The sequence below is a fragment of the Streptomyces sp. NPDC006655 genome (assembly GCF_040703965.1).
Classification (GTDB): domain Bacteria; phylum Actinomycetota; class Actinomycetes; order Streptomycetales; family Streptomycetaceae; genus Streptomyces.
Window position 1 is genome coordinate 1 of sequence record NZ_JBEYJU010000044.1, and the last position, 21,011, is coordinate 21,011.

The 21,011-nt window shown below is 74.4% G+C and carries 18 protein-coding genes; 11 read left to right on the forward strand and 7 right to left on the reverse strand.

The annotated features are described in order from the left end of the window. Window positions 1-256: 256 nt before the first annotated feature. Complete coding sequence (locus tag AB0958_RS24600) at window positions 257-1,291, forward strand: hypothetical protein (protein ID WP_366892619.1); 1,035 nt, start codon at window positions 257-259, stop codon at window positions 1,289-1,291. A gap of 372 nt (window positions 1,292-1,663) precedes the next feature. Here the strand turns inward: AB0958_RS24600 and AB0958_RS24605 are convergent, their stop codons facing one another. Beyond that, entirely contained in the window at window positions 1,664-2,101 is a 438-nt protein-coding gene (locus tag AB0958_RS24605) for an SsgA family sporulation/cell division regulator (RefSeq protein WP_366892620.1), read from the reverse strand. A 265-nt stretch (window positions 2,102-2,366) separates the two neighbouring features. Here AB0958_RS24605 and AB0958_RS24610 point away from each other — a divergent pair, with 265 nt between their 5' ends. Beyond that, window positions 2,367-2,942, forward strand: coding sequence for a DUF4383 domain-containing protein (locus tag AB0958_RS24610; RefSeq protein ID WP_366892621.1), 576 nt, complete (start codon window positions 2,367-2,369; stop codon window positions 2,940-2,942). Window positions 2,943-3,067: 125 nt separating this feature from the next. Here the strand turns inward: AB0958_RS24610 and AB0958_RS24615 are convergent, their stop codons facing one another. The 3 genes from AB0958_RS24615 to AB0958_RS24625 all read right to left on the reverse strand — a co-directional run bounded on the left by AB0958_RS24615 (window position 3,068) and on the right by AB0958_RS24625 (window position 6,719). Beyond that, window positions 3,068-4,645, reverse strand: coding sequence for an FAD-dependent oxidoreductase (locus AB0958_RS24615; RefSeq protein WP_366892622.1), 1,578 nt, complete (start codon window positions 4,643-4,645; stop codon window positions 3,068-3,070). Next, window positions 4,642-5,376 carry a methyltransferase domain-containing protein gene (locus AB0958_RS24620; protein WP_366892623.1) on the reverse strand — a complete coding sequence of 245 codons (735 nt, stop codon included), beginning with the start codon at window positions 5,374-5,376 and terminating at the stop codon, window positions 4,642-4,644. The genes AB0958_RS24615 and AB0958_RS24620 overlap by 4 nt, the downstream gene beginning before the upstream one ends. A gap of 128 nt (window positions 5,377-5,504) precedes the next feature. Beyond that, window positions 5,505-6,719, reverse strand: coding sequence for a lycopene cyclase family protein (locus AB0958_RS24625; protein WP_366892686.1), 1,215 nt, complete (start codon window positions 6,717-6,719; stop codon window positions 5,505-5,507). A gap of 321 nt (window positions 6,720-7,040) precedes the next feature. Here AB0958_RS24625 and AB0958_RS24630 point away from each other — a divergent pair, with 321 nt between their 5' ends. From AB0958_RS24630 to AB0958_RS24655, 6 genes are all read left to right on the forward strand, one after another. Further along, window positions 7,041-8,312 carry a polyprenyl synthetase family protein gene (locus tag AB0958_RS24630; RefSeq protein WP_366892624.1) on the forward strand — a complete coding sequence of 424 codons (1,272 nt, stop codon included), beginning with the start codon at window positions 7,041-7,043 and terminating at the stop codon, window positions 8,310-8,312. Then, complete coding sequence (gene crtI / locus AB0958_RS24635) at window positions 8,309-9,850, forward strand: phytoene desaturase family protein (protein WP_366892625.1); 1,542 nt, start codon at window positions 8,309-8,311, stop codon at window positions 9,848-9,850. Before AB0958_RS24630 ends, crtI begins: the two co-directional genes overlap by 4 nt. Continuing rightward, a complete protein-coding gene (locus AB0958_RS24640) occupies window positions 9,847-10,866 on the forward strand; it encodes a phytoene/squalene synthase family protein (protein WP_366892626.1) in 1,020 nt (339 codons plus the stop codon). Before crtI ends, AB0958_RS24640 begins: the two co-directional genes overlap by 4 nt. After that, window positions 10,863-11,873: a DUF5914 domain-containing protein gene (locus tag AB0958_RS24645; RefSeq protein WP_366892627.1), complete on the forward strand. Its 1,011-nt coding sequence runs from the start codon at window positions 10,863-10,865 to the stop codon at window positions 11,871-11,873. Before AB0958_RS24640 ends, AB0958_RS24645 begins: the two co-directional genes overlap by 4 nt. Window positions 11,874-11,948: 75 nt before the next feature. Continuing rightward, window positions 11,949-12,617, forward strand: coding sequence for a HEAT repeat domain-containing protein (locus AB0958_RS24650; RefSeq protein ID WP_366892628.1), 669 nt, complete (start codon window positions 11,949-11,951; stop codon window positions 12,615-12,617). Window positions 12,618-12,625: 8 nt separating this feature from the next. Further along, window positions 12,626-13,633 carry a MerR family transcriptional regulator gene (locus AB0958_RS24655; RefSeq protein ID WP_366892629.1) on the forward strand — a complete coding sequence of 336 codons (1,008 nt, stop codon included), beginning with the start codon at window positions 12,626-12,628 and terminating at the stop codon, window positions 13,631-13,633. A 14-nt stretch (window positions 13,634-13,647) separates the two neighbouring features. On the opposite strand, the gene AB0958_RS24660 is transcribed toward AB0958_RS24655, so the two are convergent. The 3 genes from AB0958_RS24660 to AB0958_RS24670 all read right to left on the reverse strand — a co-directional run bounded on the left by AB0958_RS24660 (window position 13,648) and on the right by AB0958_RS24670 (window position 18,394). Further along, window positions 13,648-16,596 (reverse strand): BTAD domain-containing putative transcriptional regulator, encoded by a 2,949-nt coding sequence (locus AB0958_RS24660; RefSeq protein WP_366892630.1) that lies wholly within the window; start codon window positions 16,594-16,596, stop codon window positions 13,648-13,650. Window positions 16,597-16,778: 182 nt separating this feature from the next. Continuing rightward, window positions 16,779-17,444: a response regulator transcription factor gene (locus AB0958_RS24665; RefSeq protein ID WP_366892631.1), complete on the reverse strand. Its 666-nt coding sequence runs from the start codon at window positions 17,442-17,444 to the stop codon at window positions 16,779-16,781. Continuing rightward, window positions 17,441-18,394: a HAMP domain-containing sensor histidine kinase gene (locus tag AB0958_RS24670; RefSeq protein WP_366892632.1), complete on the reverse strand. Its 954-nt coding sequence runs from the start codon at window positions 18,392-18,394 to the stop codon at window positions 17,441-17,443. Before AB0958_RS24670 ends, AB0958_RS24665 begins: the two co-directional genes overlap by 4 nt. Window positions 18,395-18,653: 259 nt before the next feature. Here AB0958_RS24670 and AB0958_RS24675 point away from each other — a divergent pair, with 259 nt between their 5' ends. Genes AB0958_RS24675 through AB0958_RS24685 form a run of 3 tightly spaced genes read left to right on the forward strand, consistent with a single transcriptional unit; the run spans window position 18,654 to window position 20,511 of the window. Next, window positions 18,654-18,980, forward strand: coding sequence for a TraR/DksA C4-type zinc finger protein (locus AB0958_RS24675; protein ID WP_366892633.1), 327 nt, complete (start codon window positions 18,654-18,656; stop codon window positions 18,978-18,980). A 53-nt stretch (window positions 18,981-19,033) separates the two neighbouring features. Then, complete coding sequence (locus tag AB0958_RS24680; protein ID WP_366892687.1) at window positions 19,034-19,408, forward strand: TraR/DksA C4-type zinc finger protein; 375 nt, start codon at window positions 19,034-19,036, stop codon at window positions 19,406-19,408. Next, window positions 19,405-20,511, forward strand: a complete 1,107-nt coding sequence (locus tag AB0958_RS24685; protein ID WP_366892634.1) for a macro domain-containing protein — start codon at window positions 19,405-19,407, stop codon at window positions 20,509-20,511. The genes AB0958_RS24680 and AB0958_RS24685 overlap by 4 nt, the downstream gene beginning before the upstream one ends. Window positions 20,512-21,011 lie beyond the last annotated feature (500 nt).

Below are 21,011 nucleotides of genomic sequence, written 5' to 3' on the forward strand. Positions count from 1 at the left end.
ATCTCCGTGGGAGAAGGAGCGGCGTTCGGTGCGTGCGATCGGCGTGCGGGGTGGCGGGCGTCGCGACGCCGCGGAGATCCATCAGAAGGGCCCTGATCGTCAGTGGCGTTCTGACCATTGGCGGCGACGCCACCCGCCGCCCTGACCATGCATGGCGACGCGTCGACGAGGTCATCGCGATCACGGACACGCATCCGTAGGCGCGGTCGGTCGGACATCGCACCAACGATCCAAGGCCGGCGTGTTAGATGTGTTCATGTCTCATGATCCGAGTGTCGGCGTGGTAGGGGTGGACCCGGAGTTCCTGGTGCACGCCGATCCGGGTGCGGTGGTGGACGCTCTGGAGGCGGGCGCGGCGTCGAGCCCGGCGGCGCGGCTGGTGCGGGCGTTGTATCAGGAGTCGGATCATCTGCACCGGGCGGTGACGCCGGGTGTGCGGCGGCAGTTGCTCGCGCTGGATGCCGCTCGCTTCGGTGACCGGAAGCTGGCGGCGCGGATCAGTTCCGTGGCGGTGGAGGGCGAAGCCGACGCGCTGTGGACGGTGGAGTGGGCGACCAGCAGCATGATCGTCCTCACCTACCGGGACACCCTTCCCGGCCACACTGACACCGTGCACTCGGTGTCGTTGGGGACGGTGGACGGCCGGGACGTCGTGGTCACCGCCGGCTGGGACAAGACGGTGTGCGTGTGGGATCTGGCTGACGGCCGGCCGTTCGGCGAACCGAGCCTGCCCGTCGTCACCGTCGACGGCGGCCACCTGGCCGCCGATCAGTCCGTCGACGAGTCTCTCGCCGGTCCCATCGAGTCGGCGTGGACGGTGGCGAGGGGGGTGGTGGACGGCCGCCCGGTGGTGGCCGTCGCCGACGGTGAGGGGCCGGTACGGGTGTGGGACCCGGCCACGGGCAGTCCGGTCGGAGAGCCCTTCGTCGGGCACACCGCGCCGGTTCGTGTGGTGGCGACGGGAGTGGTGGACGGTCGCCCAGTCGCCGTGACCGGCAGCCTGGACAGGTCGGCGCGCGTGTGGGACCTGGCCTCGGGCCGCCCCGTCCGCGAACCGCTCATCGGCCACACCGATTCGGTGTGGACGGTGGCCACGGGCGTGGTGGACGGCCTCCCTGTCGCCGTCACCGGCAGCTCCGACAGAACGGTGCGGGTCTGGGACCTGGCGAGCGGCCGACAGGTCGGACCGGAGCTTGTGTTCCCCTCCGAGGTGGGCGCTGTGGCGGTCACCCCGGATGGCCGGCTGGTCGTGGGCTTCGGCTGGGAAATAGCCGTGCTGGCCCGCCGCTGACCGACGTGGTCAGGGCACCGGCGGTTTCGGCCCGTCGGCCCGGAGACCCGGCGCGCGCGAGCACGCGGCGATCGGCGTGCGGCGCGCAGCGGTGGCGATCGGCGTGCGCGGCGAGCGGCGTGTGGCGTGGGCGGTCGGTGCGGCCGCTGGGCTCACCCCCTCGCGCACGACGCAGGGCGGCGGTCGTCAGGACGGTTTGCGCGGTGAGGTGGGCGAGGCGCTGTCCGGATCGGGGGGCGTGGCCCACGGCATGGCGGTGGCGGGCCGGTACCGGCGCCCCTGCCGCGTCGTGGTGTCGCCGAGGCCGGTCTGCGGTCTTGGCGTTCGTTGATCGGGCTCATCTCCCGGGCTCTTCACGGGGCCCGCCCGTCCTCACCGGTCGTCGCGGCGCAGCAGTTCCGCCACGATGGCGTCCCAGTCCAGGTACGAGCCTTCCGTTCCCGCGGGCACCGCCTGGAACGTCTCGGTCAGCCAGTCTTCGAACGGGCCGGCCGGTATGTACAGCACGGCGGCCGCGCCCATGCCGCGCAGCAGGACGCGCACCGTGGTGGGTCCGTGGCAGGGGCACGGCGGCCAGACCCGCACGCTGCCCTCGCCGACCGGCGCGCCAAGGCCCGTGTACAGCAGTTCCCGGGAGAACAGCCAGGGCGCGGCGGTCTCGGGACCGCCGGGCAGGTCCAGGCGTACGGCGAACGGGTCGGCAGTGTCGTAGCTGAACCGGACCTCGAGCCCGAGTGCTTCCGCGTCGCTGATGACCAGCTCGATGGTCAGGTCGGTGTGCAGACGCCTGCTCCGGCCGGTGGAGTGCATGGCGCCTCCCGGTTGAGGTGGGTCGTGGGCTTCGCCCTGCGTGAAGCCCCGCATACCCGCTTCCGGGCGGGGGCGGCCGGTGGATGCGGCCGGCCGGCGTGTGTCGTGGGGCGCGGGAGAGTCCGCGGGCCGGTGGGGGACAGTGGGGGCCCGTGGGGTGCATCCGAGGCGCGGGCGCCGCCGGAAGAGACGGTGAGACGGGCGGGCGGATGATTTGCGCCCGCCCGGCACTGGGGGGCCTGGCACGCATCGGAAGGGATGTGTCATGAGGCTTCGCGACGAATGGCCGGTGGATCACAGGCTGGCCACGGTCTACCGGTACGGCGCCGGGCTGTGCGGCGCCGTTCTGCTGCTGTTCGGCTGTCTCGGCTTCGCCGACGAACTCAGCCCCTTCGGCACGGACGGCGCCCGTATCGCCGGCATGTCGACGAACGGACTGCTCAGTCTGATCTCCGTCCTCTTCGGGCTGCTGCTGGTGGGCGGCGCCGTGGTCGGCGGGAACTTCGCCTCCACACTGAACATGGCCGTCGGGACACTGTTCCTGCTGAGCGGGCTCGGCCACCTCTTCGTCCTGGACCGGAGCGCCAACATCCTCGACTTCGGCATGACCAACGTCCTCTTCACGTTCGTCATGGGACTGCTCATCCTCACCTTCGGGATGTACGGCCGGGTCACGGGCGGGCTCGCGCACGACAACCCGTACTGGCGGCGCCGCCACCCGCGGCAGGCGGCGCGGGAGTCCCTGGTCGCCCGGCGCCGGGAGCGGGCCCGGGCGGCCCTGACCCCGGTGCGGGACGCTGCCGGCGGGCTCCCGGCCGGCCCTCCGCGGCCGGGCGGCTGAACCCGGCCACGGAGCCGTCGCGGAGCCGTCGCGGAGCCGTCGCGGAGCCGTCGCGGAGCCGTCGCGGAGCCGTCGCGGAGCCGTCGTGAAGAGCCGCCGGAGTCCTTCGGCACCGGGACGGCGTCCTACGCCAGGGCCGCTGCCCGGCGCAGGACGCCGAGGCGGCCCCGGCTCGGGACGGTCCACAGTTCGTGGCCGCGCAGGCCCCAACGGCCCAGCAGTTCGTTGGCCGCGAGGAAGCCGCTGGTGGCGGCCCGTTCCATCAGGGCGACCGGCAGGCCGGTGCGGACCGTGTCGCCCGCGACGACCAGGCCGGGCGTGGGGGTGGCGACCGTGGGCCGGTCCGCGTGGCCGCCCACCGCGAACAGGGGGCAGTCGGCCCGCCACTCGTGACGGGCGTCCACCACCCCCGACCGGGCCGTCTCGGGGTAGAGCCGGTGCAGCTGTCCGAGCAGCTCCTTCTCGGTGGCCTCCCGGCCGGGACCGACGTCCTCGGGCACGGCGTAGGCGTGCAGCTCGACGACCGAGCCGCCGGTGCGGGCCGCCCACCGGGCCGCCTCGCCCTCCCAGGCGCTGAGCACGCTGACGTTGTCCAGCGCCCCGTAGCCGCTGGTGCCGAGGAAGCCCGGCCGGTCCGCGCGCACGGGCCGGTCCAGCCACAGACGGGACACCAGGAACGGCGGAGCGGTGCGCAGCCGCGCCACGCGCTCGCGCCACTCGGCGTCCCCCAGGTCGCCGCAACGGCCCACCAGGGCGCGCAGTCCCGCCGGGTCGAGGGCGAGCACGACCCCGTCGTACCGCTCCTCGCCGCTCGCGGTGGTCACGCCGTAGCCGCCGGACGGCAGGACGGTGACGCCCTCCACCGGCGTGTTCGTGCGTACGCGCGCGCGGAGCCGTTCCAGACGTGCGGCGATCGGGTCCCACAGTGCCTGCGGGAACGGTTCGCTGGGCACGTCGAACAGCAGTCCCTCCGCCGAGCCGAGGAAGTAGATGTGGAACATGAGCGCCATCTCCGCCGCCGACAGCGTCCGGGGATCGGCGAAGAAGCTGCGGGAGAACACCTCGAAGGCCAGGTGCCGGGCCGCCGCCGGGAAGCGGATCTCCTCCAGGAAGTCGTAGGCACTGACGTGGTCGAGCCGGTCGTACACCTCCGGCACCCGCACGTCGAGCAGCGGCAGCGCCGCACGCGGGCGCATCCGGACCAGGTCGCGCACGGCGAACGACTCGCTCAGCGCCACGAATCCGAGCGCGCTCAGCGGAGGTGTGCGCGGCACGTGCCGGAAGCTGTCCTGCCGGCCGCTGCCGTGCCGCAGCGGGTAGTCGGGCAGCCGGGTGAGGCGGTCCAGGACGGGATCGGTGCGGCGCAGCAGGGCCCGCAGGTTGTAGTACTGCCGGAAGAACGCGTGGAAGCCCCGGCTCATCGTCACCGTCGTGCCGTCGGCCAGCCGCGTGGACCATCCGGCCAGCCTGCCGCCGAGCTGCGCGTCGCGCTCCAGGACGGTGACCCGCACCCCGCGCTCGGCGAGCGCGGTGGCCGCCGTCAGCCCTGCGATGCCACCGCCCACGACCGCCACGCGCGGCGCGGTGGACTCCGGTGCTCGGGCGGCACCGGGCGGTGCGGGCAGCAGCCGGGCCAGCCGGTCCCGGCCGGGGCGGGGGCCGCGGACGGCGGCCGGGAAGGAGGGACGGCGCGGTGCGGTCATCGTGCCGTCCCCCCGTCGGTGGTGAACGGGCGGCGGGCGACGACGGTGTGGGTGATGCCGGTCTGCCAGCCGGGCAGCGGCAGCACCCGTACCCGTTCGAAGCCCGCCCGCTCCACCCGCCGGGCGAGCTGCCCTGCCGTGTCGAAGGAGACGACGCTGTGCCGCAGGTGCCGGTAGAGCGTGCCGTCGCCGAGCAGTGTGGCGACCGGCAGGACGAACCCGCCGCACACCGCGTTCCACACCGCCCGGTGCGCCGCCCGCCCGCTCAGCGCGTACTCGTGCACCGCCATCCGGCCGCCCGGCACGAGCAGCCGGTGGGCCTCGGCGAGCACCGCGTCCGGGTCGGCGGTGTTGCGCAGCAGGTAGGCGGCGAAGACCGCGTCGAACGGTCCGCGTACGCCGGCCGCGGCCAGTCGCTCCACCGGCGACTGCACGAAGCGCACCGGCGTCGGCCAGGGCCGCAGGGCCGCGCGTCGCAGCATGCCTGCCGACGCGTCGACGGCGGTGATGTCGGCGCCGGGCAGGACGGCGGCCAGGGCCGCCGTGGAGGCGCCGGTGCCGCAGCCGAGGTCGAGCACCCTGGGGGCCGGGCCGGGGCCGGCCAGTCCGAGGCGCCGCGCGGAGCGGCGCAGGTGGGCGTGGTAACCGGGATTCGCCGCCACGAGGGTGTCGTAGCTCCGGGCGGCGTGGTCGAACGCGGTCGCCAGCTCGGCGTCGCGCAACACGGGCATGCCATCTCCGTAAGAGGTCGTCGGGTGGGGAGGTCGTCGGGTGGGGAGGGGGGAAGGAGGAGGGGTGGGGAGGGGGGAAGGAGGAGGGGTGGGGACCGGGGGCCGGGTTGGGTGGCGGGCGGCTGGGGTCAGGCCCTTGAGGGCGAAGGGGTGGTGGGAGCACTGCGGCGCGAGGTGAACGGCAGGGCCAGCGCCGAGCCGAGCATCGCGGGGACGGGCACGTGCAGCCCGATGGACAGGTCTTCCGCCAGACCGGTGCGCCCGTCCAGGAAGCGCAGCAGGCGGGGTGTGGGCACGTGGGTGAACAGCCGCGTGAAGAAGGCCGGGCCGTCCACCCGGCCGTGGTCGAGGGCGTGCAGCAGCACCGCGTCCATGTATCGGGAGCGGGCCGAGTGGACGCGCGGTGGGACGGGGCGGCGCCCGGCGTGCAACGCGTCGGCCACCGCGCCCGTCTGTCGCTGCACGGCGCTGAAGGTGTAGCCGGTCGCCGGACGGGTGGCCCCGGCCGCGGCCCCGATCCGGAACACCGACGCGGCGGTCCGCCGCGGGAAGACCGCGTCCGTCATCGGGATCGCACCCTGTTCGCACTCCAGGACCTCGTGGTCGCCTGCGCCCAGGACCGCGCGAAGGTAGTGCCGCAGCGCGCGGTCGTAGGCGTCCCGGCCGAGCGGGTCGCGGGAGAACTCGGTGTACTCCACCAGTGCTTCGCGCGGGCCCGTGGGCAGGACGTAGCCGAAGGACAGACCGTGCGCGGGCTGCGGGGTGCGGAAGTCCATCAGCTCCACGGCACGGGGATCGAACACCGGGTGGCGGGTGCGTACGAACCAGCCGCGGAAGTGCTGCAGCAGCGTCGTGCGCGCCGGGGGCAACCGCTCGGGCGGCCGTGAGTCGAACACCCAGCGGGCGCGCACCGTCACCCGCTCGCCGTCGGCCCGGCGGGCGTGCACCACCGCCCCGCCGGGCGCGGACTCCACCCGATCGGCGACGGCTTCCACGGTCGTCACCCACGGGCTGGCCGCGAGCACCTGGCCGGCCAGGTCCTCCAGCGCGTCGGAGCGCAGCATCTTGTAGCGCAGCGGCTCGATCCCGGCGTCCACCGTCCGTCCGTCGCCGGAACGCACCCGCAGCCGCTGCCAGGAGGCGGTCAGGGCACTGTCGTACGGTCCCGCGTCCGCTTCCCAGAAGCACCAGGTGCGGCGCGGTGCGCGCAACGGCCCCGGCGGCGCCGCCAGCAGCACCGCCGTGACCCGGCGCGCGCCCGCGGGCGGGCGGGCCAGCCGAAGCGCGAGCGACAGGCCGGCGGCCCCGGCGCCCACGACGGCGACGTCCGACTCCACCTCCACGGCGGCTCCCTCCACGGCGGCTTCTTCCACCACGGCTCCTTCCACGACGGCTCCCTCCGCCGGACCGACGGCGCATGCGTCTCCCGGACCGACGGCGAATCCGTCTCCCGGACCGGCGGCGGCCCGAACAGTCTTCGCGCGCACCGGCCGTGGCGGATGCACCGGGGAGCGTGTCGTGCGGGTGGGTGCCCAGGGCGTCGGCATGTCCACCGAATGGTGCATCCGGCGGAGCCGTCCGCGCGGAATGTGTCTCGACGGACAGCGCGACCACTCCGGACAGCCGACAGGGGTCCGGATCACCGACCGGCGAGAGGATCCGCGATGCGTTCCACCCAGGCGATCGGCCGTCTCACGGCAGGTCCGCCGCGCAGGCCGCCCGCCGTGACCGGCCCCCACGGCACCGGGGAACCGGCCGCCTCCGGCGGCGCGCGCGCCGTGGACGAGGACGTGCCGGGCGCCGTCGGCCGGGAACTGCGCGAACTCCTCGCCGACCGCCTCGCCGGCTGCCACGGCCTGGACCCGGTGTTCGCACGGGACGTGGCCGAGCGGACCGCCGGCTTCACCCGACGCGGCGGCCGCCGCATCCGGCCCCGGCTGCTGTGGTGGTCGCTGCGGGCCTGCGGCGGCGGGGACCCGGCCCAGGTGCGCGTGGCCCTGCGGACGGCGGCGGCGCTGGAGCTGCTCCAGACCTGCGCCCTCGTCCACGACGACCTGATGGACCAGGCGGCCACCCGCCGCGGCGCGCCGGCGCTGCACGCCGACGTGACCGAGCAGTACGCCGGCACCGCCCCGGGCCCCGCCGCGCGACGGCTCGGCGCGTCCACCGCGGTGCTCGCCGGCGACCTCGCCCTGGCCTGGGCGGACGACACCGTGGCGGGACTGCTGCTGGAGCCCGGGGTGCCCCGCGACACCGCGTACCGACTGCACGAGGTGTGGCGGGCGATGCGCACCGAGATGGTGGCGGGCCAGTACCTCGACGTGCGCGGCCAGGCCGTGCCCTCCGGCGCCCCGGGCCGGTCGATCCGGGCCGCGTGCCTGAAGAGTGCCCTGTACACGGTGGAACGGCCCCTGCACCTGGGCGCGGTGCTCGCCGGGGCCGACGACGCCACCACCGGGACGCTGCGCCGCGCGGGACGCTGCGCGGGCCTCGCCTTCCAGCTCAGGGACGACCTCGACGACCTGTTCGCCGACCCCCGGGTCACCGGCAAGCCGTCGGGCGGCGACGTGCGTGAGGGCACCCCGACCTATCCGCTGGCCGTGGCCCGGACCTTCGCCACCGCCGCCGGCGACCACCACGCGCTCGGCGTGCTCGACCGCGTGATGGGCCGGCCCGACCTCACCGACGGCGAACTGGCCGAAGTGCGGGAAGTGGTGGCCGGCACCGGGGCCCGCGCCCATGTGGAGGCGCGGATCGCCCGGCTCGACCGGCGCTGCCTGCGCCACCTCGGCGAAGCCGCCCTGGAGCCGGACGCGGCCGGACGGCTGCGCGACCTGCTGGCCGAGGTCACCGGCACGGCAGGCCAGGTGCCCGAGCCGGCCGCGGGTCCGCGCGCCGCCGCTCTCGCCGTCACGGGAACGGAGGCGGGCCGGTGACCCGGACCATCGCGGGACCCACCGACCACGTGGTCGTGGTCGGCGCCGGACTGGCCGGTCTGTCCGCCGCCCTGCACCTGCTCGGCGCCGGCCGCCGGGTCACGGTCGTCGAACGCGACGCGCTGCCCGGCGGGCGGGCGGGCCGCATGGAGCTCGGCGGCTACCGGATCGACACCGGACCCACCGTGCTCACCATGCCGGAGATCGCCGACGAGGCGTTCGCCGCGGTCGGCGCCTCGCTGCGCGAGCGCGTCGAGCTGATCGAGCTGCACCCCGCCTACCGGGCGCGCTTCGCCGACGGCAGCACCCTCGACGTGCACACCGACGGCGAGGCCATGGAGGCGGAGATCGAACGGTTCGCCGGGGGCGCCGAAGCGGCCGGCTACCGCAGGCTGCGGCACTGGCTGGGACAGCTCTACCAGGCCGAGCGCGGCCGCTTCCTCGACGCCGACTTCGACTCGCCGCTGCAACTGCTCGGCCCCGACCTGGTCCGGCTCGCCGCGCTCGGCGGCTTCGGCCGCTGGGAGGCGCGGGTCGCCCGGCACCTGCGCGACGAGCGGCTGCGGCGCGTCTTCTCCTTCCAGGCCCTGTACGCCGGGGTGCCGCCCGAGCGGGCGATGGCCGCCTACGCGGTGATCGCCTACATGGACACCGTCGCCGGGGTGTACTTCCCGCGCGGCGGCATGCACGCCCTACCCCGGGCCATGGCCGACGCCGCGGCCGAGGCGGGGGCGGTGTTCCACTACGGGCAGGGGGTGACCCGTCTGGAACGCGCCGGTGAACGCGTCACCGCCGTGGTGACCGACGACCTGCGCATCCCCTGCGACGCGGTCGTCCTGACCCCCGAACTGCCGGTCGCCTACCGGCTGCTGGGTCGGGCCCCGCGCCGCCCGGCGCGGCTCAGGCACGCCCCGTCGGCGGTGGTCCTGCACGCCGGCTGCGACCGTACCTGGCCCGAACTGGCCCACCACACGCTGTCCTTCGGCGGTGCCTGGCGGCGCACCTTCCGCGAACTCACGCACACCGGCGAGCTGATGAGCGACCCCTCGCTGCTGATCACCCGGCCCACCGCGACCGATCCCGGCCTGGCCCCGCCGGGCCGCCACCTGCACTACGTCCTCGCGCCGTGCCCCAACACCGACATCGGGCCGGGCAGCGCCGACTGGACCGGGCTCGGCGCCCGCTACCGCGACGGCCTGCTGCGCGAACTCGACCGCCGCGGCCTCGCGGGCATCGCGGCCGCCATCGAGGAGGAGTGCCTGGTGACCCCCGCCGACTGGAGCGCGCAGGGTCATGCCGCGGGCACGCCCTTCTCCGCCGCGCACACCTTCGCCCAGACGGGTCCGTTCCGCCCGCGCAACCTGGTGCGCGGCACCGCCAACGCCGTCCTGGCCGGCTGCGGCACCACTCCAGGGGTGGGCGTACCGCCCGTCCTGCTGTCGGGGAAGCTGGCCGCGGCCCGCGTCACCGGCGGCACCCGCGTCCGCGCCACTGCCCGCCGGGTCGCCCGGCCGACCGTCGAAGGAGTACGACCGTGACCGCTCGCGAGCTGGACGCCGCTCGCATCACCGACCCGACACTGCGCGCCGCCTACGCCCACTGCCGAGAACTGAACGCCCGGCACGGCCGGACCTACTTCCTCGCCACCCGGCTGCTGCCGCCCGAACGGCGCCCCGCGGTGCACGCCCTGTACGGCTTCGCCCGCTGGGCCGACGACATCGTCGACTCGCTCGAGGACGGCCCCGGCGTCCCCACCGGCGGCGTGGCGGCGCGGCGGGCCGCCGCCCTCGACCGTCTGACCGACGACCTGACCCGGGGTCTGGCGGGCGGCCCGGCGGCCGACCGGACGGGCGTACGGGACGCCGCTCCGGTGGTCACCGCCCTCGCCGACACCAGCAGCCGCTATGCGATCGAGCGGAGCCACTTCACCGATTTCCTCGCCTCCATGCGCAGCGACCTGACGGTCACGGAGTACGCCGACTACGCGGCGCTGCGCGGGTACATGCACGGCTCGGCGGCGGTGATCGGCCTGCAGATGCTGCCCGTCCTCGGCACCGTGGTGCCGCGCGAGGAGGCCGCCCCGTACGCGGCCGAACTGGGCGTCGCCTTCCAGCTCACGAACTTCCTGCGGGACGTCGGCGAGGACCTCGACCGCGGCCGGGTCTACCTTCCGCAGGACCTGCTCGCCGCGCACGGCGCCGACACCGCGCTGCTGCGCCGCTGCCGGCAGGAAGGCCGCACCGACCGCAGGGTCACGGAGGCCCTGCGCGCCTTCGCCGAGCTGACCCGCGCCGCCTACCGGCGTGCGGCGCCCGGCGTGCCGCTGCTCGACCCCGTCGCCCGGCCCTGCATCCACACGGCGTTCGTGCTCTACGGCGGCATCCTGGACGCCGTCGCCGCGGACGGCTGGGCGGTACTGACCCGTCGCGCCGTGGTTCCCCGCAGACGCCGCGCGCTGGTCGCCGCCGACGGTCTGCTCCGGGTCGCCGCGGCCCGGCTGGCCGCCCGCCGCGAACCCGCCGCCGCGCCCACCCCCTGCGAGGAGGCCGCATGACGTCCGACCGTACGCCCCGGCGAGCACGCCTCCCCCTGCGACTGCGCCGAGACCCGGTCGCCTGGGAACGCCAGCGCCCGACCTGGCGCGAGGCCCGGCCCGCGCTCATCGCCGATGCCCTCAAGCGGGCACAGCAGCGGCCCAGCGGCAACTGGTACGTCGTCGGGGCCGCCCGCGACCTTTCCGGGGACCGCCCGCTGGCCCGCACCGTCGCGGGCCAGGAGGTGGTGCTGTGGCGCGACGCCGAAGGCCGTCTCGTCGCCGGACCCGGTGTCTGCCCGCACCTGGGGGCGCCGCTGCGGGACAGCCCGGTGCGGTGCGGCACACTCGTCTGCCACTGGCACGGACTGGCCCTGGACGGCGGACCGTTCGGCGGCTGGGAGCCCTGGCCCGCGTACGACGACGGGGTGCTGCTGTGGGTGCGGCTGGACAGCGCCGGGGGCGAGGAGCCCATGCCTCGGCCGCCGGTGCCCGAACGGCCCGCCGCGGCCGGCGCGCTGACCGCGGTGTACACCGGGCAGGGCGTCTGCGAACCGGCGGACGTGGTCGCGAACCGCCTCGACCCCTGGCACGGGGCCTGGTTCCACCCCTACTCGTTCGTCGACCTCAGCGTGGTGGACTCTCCTGGCCGGGACGACGGCGAGGACGCGTTCACGGTCGACGTCTCCTTCAAGGTCGCCGGCCGGCTCGTCGTGCCGGTCCGCGCGGTGTTCACCGCTCCGGGCCCGCGCACGGTCGTCATGCGGATCACCGGTGGCGAGGGTGAGGGCTCCGTCGTGGAGACCCACGCCACCCCGCTGGGCCCGGACAGTCTGGGCAGGCCGCGTACCGCGGTGGTGGAGGCGGTCGTCGCCACGTCCGAGCGCCGGGGCTTCGCCGTGGCCCGCCGGACCGCCCCGCTGCTCCGCCCCGCCATGCGCTACGCGGCGGGCCGTCTGTGGCGCGACGACCTGGCCTACGCCGAACGGCGCTGGGAGCTGCGCTCCACGGGGCGCTTCCCCGGGTGAGTTGGCGACGCGGCGCCGCCGTTTGACCTTGACACGGTGACAAGGTCTTCACTGCCGCCCCAGGAGGTGGTCCCGATGGCCATGAAGAGACAGGACACGGATGCGATACGCCTGCTCCAGGCACTGGAGGACAGTCACTCGTCCGTGCGATTGCAGGCCGCTCTGGCGGTCGGTTCGGCGCCCGACCCGTGCTTCGTCGACACGCTGGTCGAGCGCTGCGCGATCGAGCCCGACTTCTTCGTCCGTGACATGCTGACCTGGGCGCTGACTCGCCACCCGGTGTCCCTGGTGCTCCCCGCGCTGCTGCGCGAGGTCCGCTCGGAACGTGCCCAGGCGCGCAGCCAGGCGCTGCACACGCTGTCCAAGATCGGGGACCGGCAGGTGTGGCCGGCGATCACGCGGGCGCTGTTGTCGGACGCCGACGACGAGGTGGCGAGGAGCGCCTGGCGGGCCGCGGTCGTCCTCGTACCGGACGGCGAGGAACCGGGCCTGGCCACGGTGCTGGCGACGCAGCTCGGGCGCGGCGCGCAGGAGACGCAACTGAGTCTCAGTCAGGCGCTGGTCGCCCTGGGCGACGTGATCACGCCGACTCTGCGGGGCGCGACGGCGAGCCCCGACCCGCTCGTGCGCGCGCACGCCCTTGCCACGCACCGGCTGCTGCGGGACCCGGACACCGGTTTCGAGGCGGCGATCGAGGAGGCCAAGCGGACCGTGGCGCTCACCGGGGCGCCCCAGGGCGGATGATGACACCTGTGTTGATCGGTGAGGTGTCGCGACGGTCCGGCGTCAGTGCCCGCATGCTCCGGCACTACGAATCGCTGGGTCTGGTGCGGCCGTCGGGCCGTACGGGCTCTGGTTATCGGGAGTACTCCGGCGACGACATCCGGCGGATCTTCCACATCGAGAGTCTGCGGTCGCTGGGCATGTCACTGCGCGAGATCGGGCGGGCGCTCGACGAGCCCGGGTTCACGCCTTCGGCGCTCGTCGCCGACCTCGTCCGGCAGGCGCGCGACCGCATCGCGGCCGAGACCGAGCTGCTCACGCGCCTCCGCCGCATCGACGCCGCGGAGCCCGCGGGCTGGGAGGACGTCCTCCAGATCGTCGCCCTCCTCCAGGCGCTCGGGGCGCAGAGCGCGGGGGTGCGCCAGCGCGCCGCACTGTCCTCCGCCGACGAGGTCCCGGTGCCGGTGGAGGCCCTGGTCGAGGCCGCGCTCGACGAGACGGAGCCCAACGTCGCCGGAGCCCTTCGCTGGGCGCTGGTGCGATCCGGCGACGCGGCCGGTCCGGCACTGCTCGCGAAGGGCCTCGGCTCACCGGTGCCGGCGGTACGGGAACGCGCGGTCCGGTCTCTCGCCGAGATCCCCGGTGACGAGGCGACCGCCCGGCTGCGTGACGCACTCGCGGACCCCGACGTGACGGTCCGCGGACACGCCGCTCTCGCGCTCGGGACACGCGGCGTGATCGACGCGGTCCCCACACTCGTCGACATGATCGTGACGGGGCGGAACGACACGGACGCGGCCGACGCGCTGGGCATGCTCGCGACCGACGCGCTGACGGCGGAGCAGATCGCGGCCCGACTGGTGGACCGGCTCGCCCACGGAACCACTGACGCGCCTGCGCGCGGCCGGCTGACCCAGGCGCTGGCGGACATCCCCGGGAGCACGGCGTCGCGTGCCCTGGTGGAGCTGTCGCACGACGAGGACCGTGCCGTGGCACTGACCGCGGCGTACCTTCTTCAGCTCCGCGACGTGCGGTGAGTGGGCGGGTGTCCTCACGGCGACGACGGTCGGGCCGGCGTCTTCGTCTGGTTGAGGTCGCCGATCGTGTTCCACAGCAGCTGCGCCCGCCCGCGGTGCTGCTGCGCAAGGTGGTGCGCGCCCGCGGCGGCCTCGAGGTCGCCGATCAGTTGCCAGCAGGTGGCCTCGTCCTGGCGGTCGCCGTGCCGGTGGAAGAGGCCCGCCGCGCGCTCCAGCGCCGGGCTCGCCCGGTCCCGGTCGTGTCGCCCCGCGTACACGCGGCCGACTTCCAGCAGTGTGTACGCGGCGCACCGCTCGTCGGCCAGTTCCTCGAAGGTGGCCAGCGCCTGCCCCAGACAGCGCAGCGCCTCGTCGGGGTCACCGCGTCGGTCGTGCAGCCGGCTGTACCGCCGCAGCACCACGGCCACGCGGTGGTCGTCGCCCAGCGCCCGTGCCTGGCCCAGGGCCCCGTCGAACCATGACTCCGCCTCTTCGATTTTGCCCTGCATGAGCTTCATGACGCCCATGGAGCAGGACAGTTGGGCTTCGACGACCCGGTCGCCCGCACCGATCGCGATGGCCAGCGCGTGCTCGACGCGTTCGAGGGCTTCATCGTCACGGCCCTGCACCCGGCTGACCGTGGCGAGCGTGGCGACGGACAGCGCCTCGCCGCGTTTGTCCCCACCCTCCTGGCACAGTCCGAGGGACGACTCCAGGGCCCGGGTGGCCCGTTCGAACTCGTCCTGGTAGATGTACAGCTGGCCGAGACCGCGCAGCAGCACCGATGCGCCGTGCACGTTGCCCGCGGCCTCGACCGCCTCCAGCGCGAGCCGGTGCCCGTGCTGCCAGTCCTGGTACAGACACCGGTGGTCGTAGTAGGTCGCCGCGCCCGCCGCCAGCTCCCAGGCCAGCTCGTCCTGGCCCCAGTCCACGGCCAGTTTCACCGCGCCGAGGAGGTTGTCGCGTTCCGCGTCGAACCAGCCGAGCGGGTCGGCCGCGAACCGGCCTGCGACCGCGTCGGGCAGCGACCGGCGCGGTGCCGTACCGGGCGCGGCCGCCAGCAGCCCGGCCGGCGGCAGCCGGTCGGTGCCGCGCCCGACCAACTCTAGCCAGACGGACAGCACCCGGATGATCGCGTCCCGCTTCTCCTCCGTGGGCAGCGAGGCGGCGATCTCGACGGCACAGGTCCTGATCAGGTCGTGCAGCCGGTAGCGCGGCTCACCGAGGGCATCGGTGACGGTCAGCCGCACCAGGCTGGCGTCGACGAGGGTGTCCAGCACTTCTTCGCCGTCCGGGCGGTCCAGCAGCGGGCCGACCACCCAGCCGGGCAGGGTGTAGGGGCCGAGGAGGCCGAGGAGGCTCAGCGCGCGCACCGCGTCGGCCGGCAGCAGCCGTAGGCTCAGCTCGACGCTGGCGCGCACGCTGAGGTCGCCGATCCTCAGTTCGGCCAGCCGTCGTGACTCGTCCTCGATGCGTTCCCGCAGCACCCGCAGCGGCCAGGCGGGGCGGCCCGTGAGCTTGCCGCTGGCGATCCGGATGGCCAGCGGCAGATTGCCGCAGCAGTCGAGGATCGCGTCGGCCTCCCCCGGTTCCCGCCCGACCCGCCGCCGGCCGACGATTCCGGTGAACAACTCCCGTGCCTCCGCACGGCTCAACACGTCCAGGTCGATGTGACGGGCACCGGGAAGCTGGGTCAGCAGGGTGCGGCTGGTGATCAGCACGGCGCAGCCCTCGGCGCCGGGCAGCAACGGCAGCACCTGATCGGCGTGACCGGCATCGTCCAGCACCACCAGCATGCGGCGGTCCACCAGCAGCGACCGGTAGAGCGCGGCTCGCTCGGCGAGTCCGTTCGGGATCGCGCTGCCGGTGATCGAGAGCGCACGCAGTGCTTCGGCCAGCATCAGGCCCGGGTCCCGTGGCTGATCCGATGTCGCCGCGAGGTCGAGGTAGAGCTGGCCGTCCGGGAAACCGGCGCTGGCCAGCCGCGCGGCATGCGTCACCAGGCAGGACTTGCCGACACCGGGACCGCCCACGACGACGACCACCGGGGCCCGGTTCGGCGCCGATCCGTCGAGCAGCCCGGCGATCTCGGCCAGCGCCTCGGTCCGGCCCACGAAGTCGGGTACGTCGTGGGGAAGTTGCCGTACCGGCAGCGCCATCGCCGGCCCGGGGACCGGCGGGGCGGGGCTCTGCGGTGGCGTGGGCGAGGGCGAGGGCGAGGGGGCGTGCGCCGGGACGGTGGCCGCCAGGTCGGGATCAGCGGTCAGGATGCGCTGGTGCAGCGCCCGCAGCGGGGCGGCGGGGTCGACGCCGAGTTCGTCGGCCAGGGTCCGGCGTAACCGCTCGTACACCTGTAGCGCCTCGCCCTGTCGTCGGCACCGGTACAGGGCGACCATCAGGTGTTCGGCGGCCTGCTCGTCGTAGGGGTGGTCCCGGAGCAGGGTGGCCAGTTCGTCGATGACCTCTCGATGACGCCCCAGGTCGAGTTCGATGGCCAGGCACTGCCGCTGCGCGGCGGCGCGACTCTCGTTCAGCCGTGCCGCATCGATCGCCAGGGCCTGACCCGGAATGTCGACCAGGGCGTTTCCGCGCCAGCAGGCGAGCGCCCGCCGCAGCGCGGCCGCCTTCTCGACCGGGGCCGTGTGCTGTGCGCAGACGTGACGCCCGTGCTCGAACTCCAGCAGGTCGAGCTGGTCCTGGTCCAGGTGGATCTCGTAGCCGCCGCGCCGCGTGCTGATCAGGGAGGCGGGTGCTCCGCAGGCCCCGAGGTTGCGGCGCAGTCCGGAGACGGCGTCCTGGACCTGACGGACCGCGGTGGCGGGCGCGTCCGTGTCCCACATCACGGCGACGAGCCGTTCCATGGCCACGACCTTGTTGGCGTCGATCAGGAGCGCTGCCAGCATCTTTACCTGCCGTGGCCCGTTCAACGGGACCGCGCGTCCGGCGATCTGGGCGTGCAGCGGCCCCAGTAAGCCGAATCTCATGCTCCCCCTGCTGCGTGACGATGAGCGCCGCTCCCCCGGGCTGACCTCGCACCAGGACGAATCTAGGACGGCCGACGCATCTGTGTCCATAGCGTCTCCGCGGCACGGCTCCAACGGCAGGCCTGACCGGGGACACCGGGGTGCGCCGGGGCCGGCTGGATCGGGACGGTCGAGGGCCGGGGTCAGGGCTCGACGAGGCCGGCACGGATCGCGTAGCGGGTGAGTTGCAGCCGGTCGCGCAGGCCGAGCTTGCGCAGCACGTTCTCCCGGTGCCGGTGGACGGTCTTGATGCTGATGAAGAGCATCTCCGCGATCTCCTTGGAGGTGTGGCCCTCGGCGACGAGTTTGAGGACCTCCTCCTCGCGCGCGGTCAGCACCTGCTCGGGCGGCTCCTCGCCGTTGCGGAGCCGGTCCAGGTAGGTGCGGACGAGCGCCGTGACCGCGCCCGGGTACAGGAAGGGCTCGTCGCGCATGGCGGCCCGGCATGCGGCCACCAGATCGAGGTCCGCGACGGACTTGAGCACGTATCCGCCGGCGCCGGCCTTGAGCGCCTGGAAGAAGTACTGCTCGTTGTCGTGCATCGTCAGCATCAGCACGCGCACGCCGGGCTTCAGCGCGAGGAGTTCCCGGGTGGCCTGCAGGCCGGTCATCCGGGGCATGGCGATGTCCATCACGGCCAGGTCGACCTCATGGGTGCGGGCCAGTTCGACGGCCTCCGCGCCGTCTCCGGCCTCGGCGACGACCTCGAGGTCCGGCTCCCGGTCCAGAATGAGCCGCACCCCACGGCGTACGAGGGCGTGGTCGTCGGCGAGGAGGATGCGGATCACGGAGGTGTGGGGCGTGGTCATGGCTGCTTCCTGAGGTGGGGCACGGTCAGTCGGACCGTCGTACCGGCCTGCGGCCGGCAGGTGACATCCAGCGTGGCCCCGATCAGCAGGGCCCGCTCGCGCATCCCGCGGATCCCTGCCCCTTCGCGGGCGACGCCCATTCCTCGGCCGTCGTCGGTGACGGCCAGCACCACCGCTTCGTCGGTGCGCCGCAGGCTCACTTCGACCCGTTCGGCTTCGGCGTGGCGGGCGGCGTTGGTCAGGGCTTCCTGGGCGACGCGGTAGAGCACGAGTTCCGTCTGCTGGTCGAACACGGGCAGGCCGGTGTCGAAGCGGCGCACCACGCCCAGTCCGGCATGCGTAGCGAACTCACTGGTCAACGAGGTGAGGGCGCTGACCAGACCGAGGTCCTCCAGCGCGCCCGGCCGTAGTCGACGCACCAGACGGCGCACCTCGTCCAGGCTTCCCCTGGTGATCTCCTGGGCTTGCCGGAGTTCACCGCGCAGCGGCTCGTCCGCCTCGCCCGCGGCCCGCCCGAGCGCCAGCAGGATCGCGGTCATGCTCTGGCCGACCTCGTCATGCAGTTCCTGGGCGATGCGACGCCGTTCGGCTTCCTGGGCCAGCAGCGCGCGGGCACTGCTGGTGGCCCGTTCGTGCTCGAGACGCTCGAGCATGGCGTTGAAGGTGCGGATCAGCTCGGCCGTCTCGCCGCGGCCCCCTTCCGGCAGCCGCTGGCCGGGGCGCAGCAGGTCCACGGTGGCCATCAGCCGGGTGAGCCGGTCGAGCGGGGTCAGGCCGATCCGCAGCAGGGCCGCGTTGGCGACCAGCATGACGACGAGACCGGCCACGAGGACGACCGCCTCGGTCAGCACCACTGGCACGGAGACGGTCACCGGCGCCCACAGCAGCAGTGCTGTGGCGCTTCCCAGCACCAGCGCGTTGAGCGCGAAGATCCGCCAGAACAGGGACACCGGTATGACGCCTCTCCTTGGGTGACACGGTTCCGTCTCCACTGTCGGTCACCGCACACCCCGAGCGTGCACCGCGGCGCCTGGGTCCTCGACCGGTCCGGTGTCCAGACTGCCCGCTGCCCGCTCGCCCGTCGATGGGCTCCGATGCCCATGTCCGGGGCCAGGCCCGGCCGCGCCGCGCCGCGCTGCGTGCTGGGCGGCCCACAGATGGGTATCGCGCCCGATGGTTTGCGCGCGGCGCCGCGGCCAGGGTGGGAGCATGACGCCCGACACACCCCGGACCGGGACCCGCCGAGCACGGCTGAGGCCCGACGACGCCCTGGAACGCCTCGCACACGAACGTGCCTCCCGCCTCACCCAGTTGCAGGCTCTCCACGAGGCCGGGCCCGGCGCGGCGGAACCGGCGACGTCCACGCAGAAGGACACGCTCCAGCGCGTCCTCACCGAGGTCGAGGCCGCTTGCGCCCGCGTCCGGGACGGCACCTACGGCGTCTGCCTGAAGTGCTCCAGATCCATCCCCGTGGAACGCCTGGAGATCCTGCCCCACACCCCGTTCTGTGTCCCCTGCCGGCGCGGCAGCGCCTGATCCGCACCGCATCCGTCGGCTCCCCCCTCTCCCCGCCCTGTTCAGGAGGTGGCCTGGTGGACCACCAGATCATCGACGTCCGCACCTCGACCCTGTCCGTCGAGGACCTCGCCGCACTGCGTGCGAACCTGCGCGAGCAACGGCTGTTCCGCCAGGAACAGCTCCAGCAGCTGTCGTCCGCCGCACCGACCCGCGCCGACGCGTTCCTCGACCGGCGGGCCGCCGCCCAGATCGAGGTCCGCGTCAAACTCGCCGCCTCCGCCCGCATGGTCCTGGCCGATGTCGAAGCCGCTCTCACGCGGCTGGACCAGGGCTGCTACGGGAACTGTGACCTGTGCCGGAAGCCCATCACCCGTGAACGACTGATGATCGTGCCGCAGGCCCGCCACTGCACCCGCTGCCAGCAGGTCAGGGAGGCCGGCCGATGACCACCGCGGCCGGCTCCCGACGCGTGGGCACCGGCCACCGTTCGTGGCCCTGGTGCCGGCAGTGCACCGGCATCGCCCTCGATCTGGGCAGCGCCCGCACCCGCGCCTGGACGTCCGGGCGACGCACGATCCTCGACGTGCCCACGGCCACCGTCCCGGGTGACCGCGCCACCCACCCCGTCCAGCGCGGCACCATCGTGGACACCCCCGTCACCGCCCCGTCGGCACCCCCCGCCACAGCCGCCGACGTGGACGCCCATGTGCGCTCGGCCCTCCACCTGCTCAGCGCCGATCCGGCCGTGTCCCGGCTCGGGCTGCGGTCCGACTCGCTGAGACACCTCGCCGACGCCGACACTCCGACCGGCGCCGACACGGCCCGCCGGGTGCTGCGCGCCCTGCTGACCGCACGTGATCCAGGTCCGCTGCCGGAGGGAGCGGACCGGGAACTGGATGCGCTCCTCGGCGCGGAGCGGCAGCTGCGGCCCGCCGTCGTGGCACGCGAACTGCCCACGATCGCGGAGGAGTTCCCAGGAACGTCCGTCCGCGTCCCGGCCGAGGCGGTGCTGTGGCGGGGAGACATCACCACCCTGTCCGCGGATGCCGTGGTCAACGCGGCCAACAGCCGACTGCTCGGCTGCTTCCGCCCGCTGCACCCGTGCGTCGACAACGCCCTGCACAACGCCGCCGGACCGCACCTGCGCGACGACTGCCATACGATCGTCGCCGGGCAGGGAGCCGCCGAACCCACCGGCACAGCCAAGATCACCCGGGGCTACCACCTGCCGGCCCGTCACGTGCTGCACACCGTCGGACCCGTCGTCCGGGGCCGCCCGCACCCGCGCGACGCGCAGGCGCTCGCCTCCTGCTACCGGGCCTGCCTGGACCTCGCCGCCGAGGTGGAGAGCATCCGCACGCTCGCCTTCTGCTCGGTCAGCACCGGCGTCTTCGGCTACCCCAAGGAGGAAGCCGCACCGGTCGCGCTGCGCACCGTCGCCGAGTGGGTCGCAGCCCACCCTGGACGGTTCGACCGCGTGGTGTTCACCGTGTTCGGGGACGACGACGAACGGGCCTACCGGCACGCCCTCGACGCAGGCCGCGGTTGAGGCGAATTCCTGGCGCCGCCGCTCGCCGTCGGGCCAACCGAGGAGGCGGGCTCCGGTCACCGCGGTCTGCTGAACAGATCCCGGCCGTGCGGAGCAGACCGCCCGCTGGGCCGACGACGTCAAGACCGCGTACGTCCGCACCCGGGCGCTGGGCGGCCCCGAGGACGACCGGCTCACGCGCGCGATCGCGGCCCTGGGCCTGCTCGCGGACCGGATCGCCGCCGTCGGGTCCGCCGTCACCCGTGCCGCCGGCCCGAGCCGCTCCACCGCCGAACCGGCGTCCCACCACGCGGTGGACCCGCCGAAACGCGCTGCGTGAGGCGGCGGGTGAGGTGGGGGTCGGTCGCTGTGGCGACCGCAGTGTCAGCGGGAGTGATCGCCGTCCAGCGGCTCGGGTCGCCGGCCCCGTCTCCGGGCTCGCGACCTACCATGTCCGCCACCAGGACCGGCACCTGGACCAGGCCGACATCGCCGCCGTGCGGGCCAGAAGCGCCGGCTCC

Bases quoted from the DNA above. Each gene is read 5' to 3' on its own strand.
- AB0958_RS24600 (WP_366892619.1), top strand. From the start codon at position 257: ATGTCTCATGATCCGAGTGTCGGCGTGGTAGGGGTGGACCCGGAGTTC.
- AB0958_RS24605 (WP_366892620.1), bottom strand. From the start codon at position 2,101: ATGCACTCCACCGGCCGGAGCAGGCGTCTGCACACCGACCTGACCATC.
- AB0958_RS24610 (WP_366892621.1), top strand. From the start codon at position 2,367: ATGAGGCTTCGCGACGAATGGCCGGTGGATCACAGGCTGGCCACGGTC.
- AB0958_RS24615 (WP_366892622.1), bottom strand. From the start codon at position 4,645: ATGACCGCACCGCGCCGTCCCTCCTTCCCGGCCGCCGTCCGCGGCCCC.
- AB0958_RS24620 (WP_366892623.1), bottom strand. From the start codon at position 5,376: ATGCCCGTGTTGCGCGACGCCGAGCTGGCGACCGCGTTCGACCACGCC.
- AB0958_RS24630 (WP_366892624.1), top strand. From the start codon at position 7,041: ATGCGTTCCACCCAGGCGATCGGCCGTCTCACGGCAGGTCCGCCGCGC.
- AB0958_RS24645 (WP_366892627.1), top strand. From the start codon at position 10,863: ATGACGTCCGACCGTACGCCCCGGCGAGCACGCCTCCCCCTGCGACTG.
- AB0958_RS24650 (WP_366892628.1), top strand. From the start codon at position 11,949: ATGGCCATGAAGAGACAGGACACGGATGCGATACGCCTGCTCCAGGCA.
- AB0958_RS24660 (WP_366892630.1), bottom strand. From the start codon at position 16,596: ATGAGATTCGGCTTACTGGGGCCGCTGCACGCCCAGATCGCCGGACGC.
- AB0958_RS24665 (WP_366892631.1), bottom strand. From the start codon at position 17,444: ATGACCACGCCCCACACCTCCGTGATCCGCATCCTCCTCGCCGACGAC.
- AB0958_RS24675 (WP_366892633.1), top strand. From the start codon at position 18,654: ATGACGCCCGACACACCCCGGACCGGGACCCGCCGAGCACGGCTGAGG.
- AB0958_RS24685 (WP_366892634.1), top strand. From the start codon at position 19,405: ATGACCACCGCGGCCGGCTCCCGACGCGTGGGCACCGGCCACCGTTCG.